The organism is Microbacterium sp. NPDC091662, from assembly GCF_044756705.1.
Taxonomy (GTDB): Bacteria; Actinomycetota; Actinomycetes; order Actinomycetales; family Microbacteriaceae; genus Microbacterium.
In genome coordinates this window covers 1,511,169-1,524,422 of record NZ_JBIVTM010000001.1, presented here as the reverse complement: position 1 = coordinate 1,524,422, position 13,254 = coordinate 1,511,169, and the positions used below count along the sequence as shown (strand labels likewise).

15 protein-coding genes are annotated in these 13,254 nt (G+C 68.2%); 10 read left to right on the top strand and 5 right to left on the bottom strand.

The genetic code is table 11. From position 1 onward, the window contains the following. Positions 1–4: 4 nt before the first annotated feature. On the bottom strand, positions 5–664 hold the full coding sequence (locus tag ACIQLD_RS07295) for a LysE/ArgO family amino acid transporter (protein WP_402606759.1): 660 nt from the start codon (positions 662–664) through the stop codon (positions 5–7). Positions 665–734: 70 nt separating this feature from the next. Between ACIQLD_RS07295 and ACIQLD_RS07290 the strand changes: the two genes are divergently transcribed. Beyond that, positions 735–1,679, top strand: a complete 945-nt coding sequence (locus tag ACIQLD_RS07290) for a LysR family transcriptional regulator ArgP (protein WP_402606757.1) — start codon at positions 735–737, stop codon at positions 1,677–1,679. On the opposite strand, the gene ACIQLD_RS07285 is transcribed toward ACIQLD_RS07290, so the two are convergent. Next, positions 1,618–2,106 carry a MarR family winged helix-turn-helix transcriptional regulator gene (locus ACIQLD_RS07285; RefSeq protein ID WP_402606755.1) on the bottom strand — a complete coding sequence of 163 codons (489 nt, stop codon included), beginning with the start codon at positions 2,104–2,106 and terminating at the stop codon, positions 1,618–1,620. The two genes, ACIQLD_RS07290 and ACIQLD_RS07285, sit on opposite strands and share 62 nt — an antisense overlap. Continuing rightward, positions 2,093–3,814, bottom strand: a complete 1,722-nt coding sequence (locus ACIQLD_RS07280; protein ID WP_402606752.1) for an MDR family MFS transporter — start codon at positions 3,812–3,814, stop codon at positions 2,093–2,095. The genes ACIQLD_RS07285 and ACIQLD_RS07280 overlap by 14 nt, the downstream gene beginning before the upstream one ends. 278 nt (positions 3,815–4,092) lie before the next feature. Here ACIQLD_RS07280 and ACIQLD_RS07275 point away from each other — a divergent pair, with 278 nt between their 5' ends. Genes ACIQLD_RS07275 through ACIQLD_RS07255 form a run of 5 tightly spaced genes read left to right on the top strand, consistent with a single transcriptional unit; the run spans position 4,093 to position 7,107 of the window. After that, the gene (locus ACIQLD_RS07275; protein ID WP_402606749.1) at positions 4,093–4,713 is read left to right on the top strand and encodes a SipW-dependent-type signal peptide-containing protein; all 621 of its coding nucleotides are present in this window, start codon (positions 4,093–4,095) and stop codon (positions 4,711–4,713) included. Between the two features lie 7 nt (positions 4,714–4,720). After that, on the top strand, positions 4,721–5,338 hold the full coding sequence (locus ACIQLD_RS07270; protein ID WP_402606746.1) for a SipW-dependent-type signal peptide-containing protein: 618 nt from the start codon (positions 4,721–4,723) through the stop codon (positions 5,336–5,338). 25 nt (positions 5,339–5,363) lie between these two features. Then, entirely contained in the window at positions 5,364–5,981 is a 618-nt protein-coding gene (locus ACIQLD_RS07265) for a signal peptidase I (protein WP_402606743.1), read from the top strand. Beyond that, the gene (locus ACIQLD_RS07260; protein WP_402606741.1) at positions 5,978–6,613 is read left to right on the top strand and encodes a hypothetical protein; all 636 of its coding nucleotides are present in this window, start codon (positions 5,978–5,980) and stop codon (positions 6,611–6,613) included. The genes ACIQLD_RS07265 and ACIQLD_RS07260 overlap by 4 nt, the downstream gene beginning before the upstream one ends. Further along, positions 6,610–7,107 (top strand): hypothetical protein, encoded by a 498-nt coding sequence (locus ACIQLD_RS07255; RefSeq protein ID WP_402606738.1) that lies wholly within the window; start codon positions 6,610–6,612, stop codon positions 7,105–7,107. Before ACIQLD_RS07260 ends, ACIQLD_RS07255 begins: the two co-directional genes overlap by 4 nt. Positions 7,108–7,135: 28 nt before the next feature. On the opposite strand, the gene ACIQLD_RS07250 is transcribed toward ACIQLD_RS07255, so the two are convergent. Beyond that, positions 7,136–7,816 (bottom strand): YqaJ viral recombinase family protein, encoded by a 681-nt coding sequence (locus ACIQLD_RS07250; protein WP_402606735.1) that lies wholly within the window; start codon positions 7,814–7,816, stop codon positions 7,136–7,138. 293 nt (positions 7,817–8,109) lie between these two features. Between ACIQLD_RS07250 and ACIQLD_RS07245 the strand changes: the two genes are divergently transcribed. The 3 genes from ACIQLD_RS07245 (at position 8,110) to rplL (ending at position 10,457) form a co-directional block, all read left to right on the top strand. Next, on the top strand, positions 8,110–9,084 hold the full coding sequence (locus tag ACIQLD_RS07245) for a hypothetical protein (protein ID WP_402606732.1): 975 nt from the start codon (positions 8,110–8,112) through the stop codon (positions 9,082–9,084). A 452-nt stretch (positions 9,085–9,536) separates the two neighbouring features. Next, entirely contained in the window at positions 9,537–10,025 is a 489-nt protein-coding gene (rplJ, locus tag ACIQLD_RS07240; protein WP_017829129.1) for a 50S ribosomal protein L10, read from the top strand. Positions 10,026–10,073: 48 nt separating this feature from the next. After that, complete coding sequence (gene rplL / locus ACIQLD_RS07235; RefSeq protein ID WP_017829128.1) at positions 10,074–10,457, top strand: 50S ribosomal protein L7/L12; 384 nt, start codon at positions 10,074–10,076, stop codon at positions 10,455–10,457. A 161-nt stretch (positions 10,458–10,618) separates the two neighbouring features. On the opposite strand, the gene ACIQLD_RS07230 is transcribed toward rplL, so the two are convergent. Continuing rightward, positions 10,619–11,623 (bottom strand): LacI family DNA-binding transcriptional regulator, encoded by a 1,005-nt coding sequence (locus ACIQLD_RS07230; protein WP_402606729.1) that lies wholly within the window; start codon positions 11,621–11,623, stop codon positions 10,619–10,621. A 286-nt stretch (positions 11,624–11,909) separates the two neighbouring features. Here ACIQLD_RS07230 and ACIQLD_RS07225 point away from each other — a divergent pair, with 286 nt between their 5' ends. Continuing rightward, positions 11,910–13,226 (top strand): ABC transporter substrate-binding protein, encoded by a 1,317-nt coding sequence (locus ACIQLD_RS07225; RefSeq protein ID WP_402606727.1) that lies wholly within the window; start codon positions 11,910–11,912, stop codon positions 13,224–13,226. Positions 13,227–13,254: the final 28 nt, after the last annotated feature.

The following is a 13,254-nucleotide window of genomic DNA, read 5'->3' as shown; positions in this document are numbered from 1 at the left end:
TCCGTCAGGGGACCAGCACCGGCAGGACGAGGCTGACCGCGATCGTGATCATCACGACGGCGATCACAGCGTCGAGGATGCGCCAGGAGAGCGGAGTGCGCAGCCAGCGCCCCAGATAGCGGGCGCCGAACCCCAGCGCTGTGAACCACAGGATGCTGGCGGCGATCGCCCCGCCCGCGAACAGCCAGCGCTCGTCGCCGTGGGTGGCCGCGATCGATCCGAGCATCAGCACGGTGTCGAGATAGACGTGCGGGTTGAGCCACGTGAGTGCGAGCGTGGTCAGGATGACGGGTGCCAGACGCGTGCGGTTGAGTGTGCTGGTCGAACCGTCGACGCCGGATCCCGACTCTGCGGAGCCGACCGTGTCGACGTCGAGCTCGTCGCCGCCGCGCCAGGCCCGGCGTGCGGCCAAGATGCCGTAGGTCAGCAGGAACAGCGCGCCCGCCCAACGCGCGACCACCACCAGCCACGGCGCGGCGGAGATCACGAAGCCGAGTCCGGCGACGCCGGCTGCGATCAGTGCCGCGTCGGAGAGGGCGCAGATGGCCACGACGGCGAGGACGTGCTCCCGGCGGATCCCCTGACGCAGCACGAAGACGTTCTGCGCGCCGATGGCGACGATGAGGGAGAGGCCGAGTCCGAGGCCGGCGAGAACCGTGAGCATGGATCCAGCCTAGGAACGGTCGCACATGAAGAGAAACGATGTTTCCTACCGAACCATTAGCATCTCTAATGTGAAAATCGCTCCGGAACTCGCGGCCACCCTCGCCGCCATCGTCGACGAGGGGACGCTGGATGCCGCATCGAAGCGACTGCAGATCACGCCTTCCGCGGTGAGCCAGCGTTTGAAGGCGCTCGAGCAACAGCTCGGCCGCATCCTGGTCGTGCGCACGAAGCCCGCACGGCTGACGGAAGCCGGGGAGGCGGTCGTGCGTCTGGCGCGGCAGGTCGCGCTGCTCGAGCATGATGCGCTCGTCGGCGTGGGGATCGACGACGCGGACGACGCCCGGCGGATCACGGTTCCCCTCGCGGTCAACGCCGACTCGATGGCGACCTGGTTCCTCGCCCCGCTCGCGCGCCTGTCCGCCGCACACGACATCGACTTCGACCTGCACCGCGACGACCAGAACTTCACCGCCCGTCTGCTGGAGTCGGGCACGGTGATGGCGGCGGTCACGAGCGAGGAGGCCCCCGTTGCCGGCTGCTCGGTGTCACCGCTCGGCGTGCTCGAGTACCGCGCGATGGCGGACCCGGCCTTCGCGGCGCGCTGGTTCTCCGAAGGGGTGACGACGACGGCGTTGGCTGCAGCACCGTTCGTCGACTTCGATCGCAGGGACACGCTGCAGCACGAGTGGCTCCGCGCCATGTCGGTCGGGCAGGAGGGGGTGCCGCGCCACTACGTGCCGGCATCCCACGACTATGCCCTCGCGGTGACCCTCGGACTCGGCTGGGGCATGGTCCCGCTGCTGCAGGAATCGGCCGGTCTCGTCCCGCTGGGCGGTCCCATCCTTCGCGTGCAGCTCTACTGGCAGCAGTGGAACCTGCGCTCGGAGCTGCTCGACACGATCGCCGCAGAGGTCGCCACCGAGGCGCGTCGCGTGCTCGGCGGTGCCCCGGTCAGTCGGCGGCGGACGAACCCGGCGTCCCCCCCGAGCCGAGGGCGTGCAGCAACCGGGTGAGGTTGCCGATGTCGGTGAGGCTCCACTGCTCGAGCGTGCGCAGGAGCAGGCCCTCCTGCGGTAGTCGAGCCGCTGACAACCGCTCCGTGCCGAGGGGCGTGAGCTCCAGGAGGGATGAACGGCCGTCGGCGGGGTCGGCGGTGCGTTCGATCAGACCCAGATCCTCCAACTCCCGCACCGTGCGGCTGACCTGCCCCTTGTCCATGAGCATCCGCTCGGACAGCGTCGACACGGTCACCCGTTCGCATCGGGCGATGGTGGTGAAGATCTTGTAGGCGCCGGGCAGCAGGCCGGGGCTCACTCGATTCGCGTTCTCGGTGATCACCCGACGGAAGTGCGTGATGAGCTCGCCGAACTCCGCCTCGAGGGCGCGGACCGCTTCGGCCCGCGCCTCGGGGGTGTCGGTGGTGTTCTCAGCGTCGGACATCGGAGGCAGTGTCGTCGTGGTCGCCGTCGCGGTCGATGACCCTCACGCTGCCGGTCGTCGGAGCCCCGGAGAGCGCCGTCGCGTCGGCGATCGCGACGTCGGCCGCGTCGTCCACGCTGCCGTCGACGGGCTGCCTCTTCGAGGCATCCGCCTGGGCGCGTTCGGTCGTCGTCATCGTCGTCAGCGGTCGGTTCGGCAGGAACAGGATCGCGATGAGGCTGATCACCGCGAGCGGGATGCCGATCAGGAACGCGTGCGAGATGGCCTGCGCGTAGAAGTCCTCGATGATCGAGCGCACGGGCTCAGGGAGCAGGCGGACTTCGGGCAGGGTGCCACTGGAGAGCTGGGCGGCGACTTCGACACCCTTGTCGCCGAGCTGCGCGATGGCGGCTCCGATACGCTCTTTGCCGTCGCTGAACAGGCTGGTGAGGCTGTTGGCGAGCACGGCACCCATGACCGAGACGCCGATGGTGCCCCCGAGGCTGCGGAAGAAGGTGACGCCCGAGCTCGCGACGCCCATCTCGCTCGGCTTCGCGACGTTCTGCACGATGAGCACGAGGTTCTGCATCGTCATGCCGACGCCCGCGCCCATGACGAACATGTAGATCGAGACGAGGACGAAGTTCGTGTCGTAGTGCAGTGTCGACAACATGACGGAGCCCGCGATCAGCAGCACGGAGCCGAGGATCAGATAGCCCTTCCACTTGCCGAAACGGGTGACGAGCTGGCCGATGACCATCGACGAGATCAGGAGCCCCGCCATCATCGGCAGCGTCATGAGCCCCGCCTCGGTCGGCGTCGCACCGCGGGAGAGCTGCATGTACTGCGCGAGGTACACCGAGGTGCCGAACATCGCGACGCCGATCGAGATCGACGCGAGCACCGAGAGGGTGAACGTGCGACCGCGGAAGAGTGTGAGCGGGATGAGCGGCTCACGCACCTTGAGCTCGACGATGATGAACGCCACGGCCGCGACGATGGCGCCGCCGACCATGAGCACGGTCTCGGTGCTCCACCAGTCGAACGTCGAGCCGGCGTTGGTGATCCAGATGAGGATCAGCGAGACGGCGGCCGAGAGCAGCACGATGCCGACGTAGTCGATCGACACCTTGCGGGTGCGTTCGGTGCTGATGTGCAGCGTCTTCTGCAGGATGATCAGTGCGGCCACGGCGAAGGGGAGCGCGACAAAGAAGTTCCAGCGCCAGTTCGCGACGTCGGTGATCCATCCGCCGAGCAGCGGGCCGCCCACGGTGGCGACGGCCATCACGGCACCGAACAGCCCCATGTAGCGGCCGCGCTCGCGCGGGCTGATGATGTCGGCCATGATGACCTGGCTGAGCGCGGCGAGTCCACCGCCGCCGATGCCCTGGATGGCTCGGAAGGCGATGAGGGTGTTCGTGTCCTGGGCGAAGCCGGCCGCGGCCGTCGCGCCGACGAAGACGATGATCGCGATCTGGATCAGCAGTTTGCGGTTGAACAGGTCGGCGAGCTTTCCCCAGATGGGGGTCGAGATCGCGGTGGTGAGCAGGGTCGCCGTGATGACCCAGGTGTAGGCGGCCTGGTCGCCGCCGAGGTCGTGCACGATGACCGGCATCGAAGTGGAGACCACCGTGGTGGCGATCATCGAGACGAACATGCCGAGCAGGAGGCCGGTGAGGGCCTCGAGCACCTGGCGATGCGTCATCTTGACGGGAGAATCGGTGGTCATGCGTGACCTTTCGCAGGAGAGTGTGGAGATGCTGCGACAGCTCTGGCGCGCACAAGATGGTTGAACTGCGTCAACTATACGCCGGTCGTTGATATAAGTCAACGATCTTCGACGAGGATCCGGATCTGCGCGGGATGAGCGAATGTCGTGCGCGAAATCGCCTTGTTCTGCGGATGAGGCAGGGAGAGGATGGCGCAAACGCGCGGATGCGGGGTCGTTGAGGGGCGATCGGAACACAGGCATTCGCGCGGTTCACGAATTCCTGAGGGGGAAGCGACATGGCAACCAAAGCAACCCAGCGCAAGGTCCTGGCGGTACTGGCAGGTGGGCTCGTGCTCGGCATCGGCACCGCGGTGACTCTCGCGGTCTGGAACGACTCCGAGTTCGCGAACGGCACGTTCACCGCCGGTGCGTTCAATCTGCAGGGATCGACCGACGGCACCGCGTATGCCGACCACAACTCTGCCGGCACCGCCGCGACTCTCGCGTTCACCCTGCCGGCGGGACTCGTGGGCAACATGTCGCCGACCAGCTCCGTGTACGCCGGGTTCTGGGTGCGCCTCGCGGCCGGAACCACGAGCGGGGCGAACCTCGTGGCCGACGGCACGACAGCCGACCCCGCCGCGAGCTCCAACACGGGGCACCTCTCGTATTCGATCTATCAGCTCGCACCCGGCGCGACGTGCAACGCCGCGAGTGCCACGGGCACGCCCATCGCGACCGGAGCGACGCTCGACGTGCAGACCGGTGCGACGCAGGTCCCGCTCACGGCCGGAGGCACATCGGCCGTGCCGGGCACGGCGGTGCAGCTGTGCTTCAAGGTGACGGCGGATGCGGCGCTCACACCGAGCCTCGTGACCAATGCCACCTGGAAGTTCACGGCGACGTCCACGAACTGAGCATGTGATGGTCACCCGCAGAGAAGTGCGGGAGAGGCGGCGGCTGCGCTCCCGTCGGCTGAGGGCCGTCCTCGCGGGCGGGCTCGTGTTCGGCATCGGCGTCGCCGCCACCCTCGCCGCCTGGAACGACTCCGAGTACGGATCCGCCAGCTTCACGGCCGGAAGGTTCGACATCGTCGGAGCTGTCGACGGGGCCACGTTCTCGAGTCACGCCACCGCGGGCGCGGCGGCGACTCTGAATTTTCAGCTCGCCCCCACCGCGATGGCGCCGGGGAACTCGACCTACGCACTGTTCAGCGTGAAGACCGCGAACCCGTCGGTGGCGGGAACCCTCCAGCTGACCGCGGGAACGCCCGGAGGCACGGGGCTCGCGACGTACCTCACGTACGGGGTGCGCACGATCGCAGGCACCACCTGCAACTTGACCACGTACGCGGCGGGGACGGCGGTCGTCGCGGACGGCTCGGCGCTCACCGCGGGTGGGTCGGGAACGCAGGTCGTGACAGCGAACGGCGCGGCTCAGGTCAACTACTGCTTCGCGGTCACGCTCCCGACGACGGCCCCGAACGCCGCACAGGGGCTCACCATGACGCAGACCTGGCAGTTCCTCGGGACGTCGTCGTAGGAGCGATGGCAGGGAGGAGGACGAGATGACGACACCCACGACTCGACGGAGCCTGCGCGAGAAAGAGACGTCCCTCGCCGCGGTCGAACCCCACGCGACCGCGGCGAGGGTGCATACCGGCATGCGACCGGGGCACGTGATCGGCGACGTGCTGCTCTGGGTGGCTGCGGTCGCCGGTGCGATCTGCATCCTCCTCGTCGTGCTCGCCTTCACAGCGCAGATCACGCTCATCATGTTCCGTACCGGGTCGATGTCGCCCACGATCCCCGCTGGCTCCGTCGCGGTGGTGCAGCGCGTCCCGGCGACAGAGGTCGAGGTGGGTGACGTGGTGACCGTCGACCGCGAAGGGGAACTGCCGGTGACCCACCGCGTCACCATGCTCGCTCCCGGTTCGAGCGCGGACGAGCGCGTCATCACGATGCGCGGAGACGCGAACACCGCAGACGATCCCTTCCCCTACCCGGTGACCTCCGTGCGGAAGGTGCTGTTCTCCGTTCCCGGGATCGCGCTGGTCGTCGCGGGCATGGGGAACCCGATCGTGCTGGGAACCCTGACCGTGGCGGCGACGTCTCTGGTCGTCTGGGCGTTCTGGCCGCGCGGGCAGCGCCGGACCGCGCGCGATCCCGATGGGAACGGACCATGAGGCGCGCGCTCGCCGTCGTCCTGCTCGCGGTCCTCGCTGTCGCGATGCCGGCGGTCGCATGGGCAGCGCCGACGACGCAGATCATCCAGGGATCCGTCCTGCGCCTCGTCTCGGTCGCGGACTGGGCGGCAGCAGGCAGTCTGCTGCCGGGGGAGCCGGTGGAATGGGACATCGCGGTGAGCGCCGATGCCCCGGATCCGGGAGTCGTGCGGATCGCGGTCAGTGCGACGGGTGATGCGCAGCTGCTCCTCGACGTCTCGCTGTGTCTGCAGGAATGGACCGAGGCAGGGTGTCCTGATGGTGCCACCGCACTCCGTACGGGCTGGAGCATCCCGCGCGACGGGGTCGAGATCCCGCTCGCACAGGTCGCCGACACCGAGACGGCGCATCTTCGCCTCACGATCTTCCTGGATCCTTCCGGAGGTTCGGGCGCGGGCAGTACCGATGTGCGGGTGCACGCGCAGGGGGCGGGCGAGACCGTTGTCGTGGGGTCGGACGGCGGGCTCGCGACCACGGGGCTGCCGCCGGGCATGCCGTGGGTGGTCGTGGCCGGTGCGGCGCTGGTGGCGTGGGGCGTCGCACTCGTGAACCGCCGTCGAGGTACGGCATCCGAGACACGGAGGGTGCGATGAGGCGGTCGACACGCGTACGCATCCTGGCGGGGGTCGCGGGCCTCGCCGTGCTCGTCGGCGTCGCCTCGACGCCCGCCGTGCAGGTCACCGACGCCGCGTTCACCGACAGCGAGTACGCCACGCGGACGTTCACCGCCGCGACTCTGGCCGCCCCCGTGGTCACCTCGTGCACGGTGACGAGCTTCCTCGGCACCTTCACCGGCTTCACGATCACGTGGACATCGCCCTACCTGACCGTGCAGCAGCGGCTGTCCATCAACAACGTCGTCGTCGACAACAGCAACGTCACGCAGAGCGGATCCGGCCCGTACACCTACTCGTCCACGATCAGCTCCGGACTGCTGAACACGCTGCTGGGGAGTCTTCTCGGGTCGACCAATGCGGTGAAGGTCGAGTCGATCTACGCCGGCACCTCGTGGGTCTCACCGGCGGCGACGCGCACGCTGTCGGTCGGTGGCCTGCTCGGGCTCGGCGGCAACAACACCTGCACGTGAGGGGCAGTCGGTGCGACCGGTCGTCTGATCAGTCGGCGAGGGCCAGAGCCCGGAATGCGTCGCGTTCGCGGAGCTGTTCGCGGCGGCTCGCGGCGGCGTCCAACACGCGGCTCGGAACCTGCTGGCCGGTGGTGCGTCGGTAGAGCTCATCGATGAGATCTGTGGCGAGGCCGACGAGCTTCGCGATCTCACGGTCGTCGCGATCGATCCACACGCAGCGAGGCTCATCGTGGATCGGGGCGAAGTCGACGTGCTCCTCCCAGACGAACAGGGTCCGTTCGGCGCCGAGCACGTGCTGCTGCCACCACACCTGACGGAGGTAGGTGCGCGGGATGCCCCGGAACGCCTTGTTCGTGGTCTTGATCTCGGCGAGCTTCACCCGTCCATCGGCGTCGACCGCGATGCCGTCGGGGGTGGCGAGGTGACGATGCTCGACCTCGGCGCGGAACAGGGCGGAGGAGGGGAGGATGCCGTGGGTGGCCGCGACCCAGGCGGCGATCTCGGGTTCGCGTCGCCGGCCGTGATCGGTGTAGGCGTTGCCGCCGAAGCGGGGTCCGCCGCCGAGCTTGGAGTCGGCGGCGCGAGCGATCGACTTCTCGGAGGTCAGTCCTGCCACGTCGGTGGCCGTGATGCCCCGGGAGCGGGCCCGCAACCATGCCACCCGGTCACGGGAGTCCGCGACGATGCGTGCAGAGAGTTCCGGAGTCACCCTTCGACCCTAACCCCGCCCGCCGACCCTCCCTCCCGTACACGCCGCCCTCCCGCACCTCGCCCCCGCCCCCCGCCCCGCCCCCCGCCCCCGCCCCGTCGTCGAGTGCACGCGAACTCGTCGAGTGCACGGCTTCTGCATGCGAGTAAGTCGTCCACTCGGCGACATCTCGTGCACTCGCCGAGTGGATCACCGTTCCTGCACATTCGCGGGGAGAGCGGGGAAAAGGGGAGAGCGCGGGGATAGCGCGGGGATAGAGGGGAGGCGCGGTCGGCGGCGAGGAACCATGGGGCATGCCGAACGCCTCATCCGCCCTTGCTCAGCTCGTCCGGTCGCGGACGGACCTCCTCCAACACGGGTGGACGGACAGGCGGATCACCGCTGCGGTCCGAGAGGGGACGCTCTTCGCCTTCCGTCGCGGATGGTTCATCGCCTCGGCTGATCGGGAGAACCTGTGGCCGGAGCAGAAGCACCACGCGCACGTGATCGCGGTGGCTCGCGACGCTCGGGGACCAGCGGTCATGTCGCACACCTCCGCGGCCGTGCTCTGGGGGCTCCCGCTCCCCGCGATGCGGCTCGTCCGCGTGCACATGACTATGGCGACGCCGAGGCGCATCTCGAGTGCACCCGATGTGTTCCGTCATGTCGCGCCGCTTCCGGCGTCAGATGTGACGGTGCGTGGAGGCATCCGTTGCACGTCCTTGTCGCGAACGGTGTTCGATCTCATCCGTTCGCTGTCGGTGGCCGCTGCCGTCGCGGCGGCTGATGCGGCGGAACGGCAGATGGCGGATCGGCAGTGGGAGTGGGACCCGGATGCGGTCGTCGCGTGGCGTCGTGGACTCGGGGAGCGGCTGAGTGAGGCCGGGGGCGCGCGCGGGATCCGGCAGGCGCGGTGGGTGGCAGAGTTCGCCGACGGGCGCGCCCAGCTTCCGGGCGAGAGCGTGAGCAGACTGCAACTTCACCGACTCGGCTTCGCCGCCCCCGAGCTTCAGGTCCCGATCGATGGGCCGGATGGCACGCAGTACTTCGTCGATTTCGGGCTCACCGATGTCCGGAGCTTCGGCGAGTTCGACGGCAAGGCGAAGTACCTTGACGAGGCACAGCGGTCGGAGCGCACGATCGAGCAGGTGCTGTTGGCGGAGAAGCAGCGGGAGGACTGGATCCGGGGTCGAACCCAATGGGGCTTCGCGCGTTGGGGGTCCGAGCACATCGCAACCCCCGCGGCCTTGGCCGCTCGCCTCTCGTCCTTCCACATCACCGCTCCCTGAGCCTCCCTGCTGCCCACACCGCGCGTCGAGTGAACGGGAACTCGCCGAGCGCACGGCGACTTCGCGCGCCCAACCCGTGCACTCGCCGAGTTCCCGTTCACTCGGCGGAGTGTGGGAGGGCGGGGAGGGCGAGAGGGGGAGGGGGGAGAGGGGGAGGGGGGAGAGGGGAGAGGGGAGGGCGGGGAGGGGGGAGAGGGGGGAGAGGGCGGAGGGGGGAGAGGGGGGAGGATTTGGGGGAGGGGAGCGGGTGGGGTACAGTTGTCGAGAACCGAAGACCGCTGGTCATCGTGTGTGTGAAAACACGCGCGATCGAAGCTCTGCACAGCAGGGGCCCGCGCAGGACACGAACTTTCCGAAGCTCCGTGCGCTTGCGCCGGAGCTTTTTCTATTGCAGGTGGTCCAGGTCGGCGCCTCACCACCGTGCGGCGCCTCGTACACACCAAGGAGTGACCATGGCGCAGAAGGATGCATCGGTCGCCGAGCTCACGAAGTCATTCGAGAACTCGACTGCCGTTCTGCTGACCGAGTACCGCGGTCTGACGGTTGCCCAGCTCAAGGAGCTGCGCAACAGCATCCGTCAGGACGCTGAGTACGCCGTGGTGAAGAACACGCTGACCAAGATCGCCGCCAACAAGGCTGGCATCTCCGCGCTGGACGACGACCTCAAGGGTCCGTCGGCTGTCGCGTTCGTGCACGGTGACTTCGTCGCCACCGCCAAGGCTCTGCGTGACTTCGCCAAGGCCAACCCGCTTCTCGTGATCAAGTCCGGCATCTTCGAGGGCAACGCCCTCACCGCGGACGAGGTCAACAAGTACGCCGCGCTCGAGAGCCGTGAGGTTCTGCTGGCGAAGGCTGCGGGCATGATGAAGGCGACGATGGGCAAGGCTGCGGCCACCATCGATGCTCTTCGCGAAAAGCTGGAGACCGCAGAGGCCGCGTAAGCGACCTGCGATCTCGTCTACAAACCCCATCTATCTAGGAGATACATCATGGCGAAGCTTTCCACCGAGGAACTGCTCGAGCAGTTCGCCGGCCTGACCCTCATCGAGCTCAACGAGTTCGTCAAGGCGTTCGAGGAGAAGTTCGAGGTCACCGCTGCTGCTCCCGTCGCCGTCGCCGGTGCCGCGGGTGGCGCAGGCGCTGCTGAGGCCGAGGAAGAGAAGGACTCCTTCGACGTCATCCTCGAGGCTGCTGGCGACAAGAAGATCCAGGTCATCAAGACCGTCCGCGAGCTCACCTCGCTGGGTCTCGGCGAGGCCAAGGCTGTCGTCGACGGTGCCCCGAAGGCCGTCCTTGAGGGCGCCAACAAGGAGACCGCCGAGAAGGCCAAGGCTGCTCTCGAAGAGGCAGGCGCAACGGTTACCCTCAAGTAATCGCGACGCTCACGCGTTTCTCAACGAAGGCCCCGGGTTCGCCCGGGGCCTTCGTGCGTTCCCAGAGCGTCCGCGCCGTCTCCTACGTTCGCTGGTCTGCTTTCGCCGGTAGCACCGGAATCCCAGCGGCGGTCGTACCTGCATCCCAGCATGCTGCGAAGTCAGCGCGGAGGGGCCGTCGAGCTGCGCACGACGAGGGCCGATGCCGCATAGACGCGTTCCAGCGGTGCGTCGGGGTGCTCCATCCGCTGCGTCAAGAGTCGCACCGCCTCATGACCCTGGTCGCGCGGCGACTGCCCGATCGTGGTCAGTGCGAACATGTCGGCGTGTTCGTGATCGTCGATGCCGACGACGCTGAGCTCGGTCGGCACGGCGATGCCGAGTCGTCGCGCGGCGATGATCGCCCCGATCGCGGCTTCATCGCACACTCCCACGATCGCCGTCGGCCGCCGCCGTCGGTCTCCCAGCAGCCCTGCTGCCGCGGTGTATCCGCCCGGCATCGTCGGAGCCCCACCGGCGACGCGCCCATGAGCCGCGATCCCTGCCGCCTGCAATGCGCCGCGATAGCCGTCGAGCCGCTGTGCGTCACCGTAGCTCAGCGTGGTCGCGTCCGTCGATCCGCCGACGAAGGCGATGTCGGTGTGCCCGAGTTCGATGAGGTGCTCGGTCGCGATGCGTGCGGCGGCCGTGTCGTCGATCGACACCGCACTGGAACCCTCACTGTACGGACCGACGCTCACGAGCGGGCGCCCGGTCTGCTGCAGCCGCTCGAGTTCCCGGGCGCTCGGCTGGATGCCGACCGCGATGATCCCGTCGAAACGCCTCCCGGGGAGCACGCTCTCGAACAGCCGCTCCCTGGTCTGCGACCCTTCCGGCACGCCGTAGAGCGACAGGTCGTAGTCGAGGGCGAACAGCGACTCCTGCACGCCGGCGAGCAGCTCGGCGAAGAACCATCGGTCCACGGGCGGCATCACGACGCCCACGGTCTGTGTGCGTCCGGTCGCCAGGCTCGTCGCGGAGGAGTGGGCGACATAGGAGAGATCGCGAGCGGCGTCCTCGACGCGCTGCCGGGTGGTCTCCGACACGTACCCGCGGCCGCTCAGGGCGCGACTGGCGGTGGCCTTCGATACGCCGGCACGCGACGCGACGTCCGCGATCGTGCTCATCGGTCCTCCTCGACCTGATCACGCAGCTGCGTGGCCCCGACGCGGGGTGCGCGCCGCGTCAAATCGTAGTCGTCGTCGTCGAAAAAAGGAACCGGTTCCAGACGTGCGACGAGGGAGCGCTCCCACCAGCGGTCCGTGAGCGAGGTGAATGGTTGCGAGCTTGTGACCCTAGCGTGTTGTGCGGGGATGCGGATGGCCAGTAGGTTGGCCTGGAATCGGTTCCCTAACGATGCCCCGGGGTGGCGTCGCACCAGCCGGGAACCTGTACTCGAAGAGGAGAATTCACATGGCTCTGTCACAGCGTTCCCGGCGTTACGCGCCGCTCGCCCTGCTGGGGGTCGCGGGCATCGCGCTCGCCGGATGCGGGGCTCCCGGAGGGGCACCGGGCACCGACGGCGGCGACGGGGGCGACGCCACCGTCACGATCTACGGCACGATCGTCGATGATGAGGCGAAGCTCCTCCAGGAGTCCTGGAAGGACTGGGCCGACGAGAACGGCATCACGATCAAGTACGAGGGCAGCCAGGATTTCGAGACCCAGCTCGGCACGCGCGCCCAGGGCGGCAACCCGCCGGACATCGCGATCTTCCCGCAGCCGGGACTGTTCGCCGACTTCGCCAACCGGGACTATCTGAAGCCCGCACCCGAAGAGGTCGAGAAGAACGCCAACGAGTACTGGACCGAAGACTGGGTGAACTACGGCACCGTCGACGGCACCTTCTACGGTGCGCCGCTGATGGCGAACGTCAAGGGCTGGATCTGGTACTCGCCGGCGAAGTTCAAGGAGTGGGGCGTCGAGGTTCCCAAGACGCTCGACGAGATGGGCGCCCTCACCGAGAAGATCCAGGCGACCACCGGAACCCCCGCATGGTGCGCCGGCTTCGAATCGGGCACCGCGACCGGCTGGCCGGGAACGGACTGGATCGAGGACTACGTGCTGCGTCAGTCCGGACCGGATGTCTACGACCAGTGGGTCACCAACGAGGTCAAGTTCACCGACCCGCAGATCAAGCAGGCGTTCGATTCGGTCGGCGAAGTCCTGCTGAACCCGGCCAACGTCAACGCCGGCTTCGGTGACGTGCGCTCGATCAACTCCACCGCCTTCGGTGATGTCGCTCCCAAGCTCGCCGGCGGCGAGTGCGCGCTGACTCACCAGGCCTCGTTCCTGTCGGGCTTCTTCCCGGATGGAACGACGGTCGCCGAGGACGGCGATGTCTGGGCGTTCATGCTCCCGGGTGAGTCCGAAGACGACTCGGCCGTGACCGGTGCCGGTGAGATCGTCGGTGCGTTCAGCGACTCTGAGGCCACCCAGAAGGTGCTCGCGTACCTGTCCAGCCCCGAGTGGGCCAACAGCCGCGTCAGCCTCGGTGGCGTCACCTCCGCGAACAACGGCCTCGACCCGGCGAATGCGAAGGATCCGATCCTGCAGGAGACCATCAAGATCCTCCAGGACCCGGACACGACGTTCCGCTTCGATGCGTCCGACCTGATGCCCGGTGCCGTCGGCGCCGGCACCTTCTGGAAGGGCATGGTGGCCTGGGTCAACGGCACCTCCACGGACGACGTCCTCACGCAGATCCAGACGGGCTGGCCCGCCAGCTGAGAGAACGGGAGGGCCGCCCTCTGGGGGG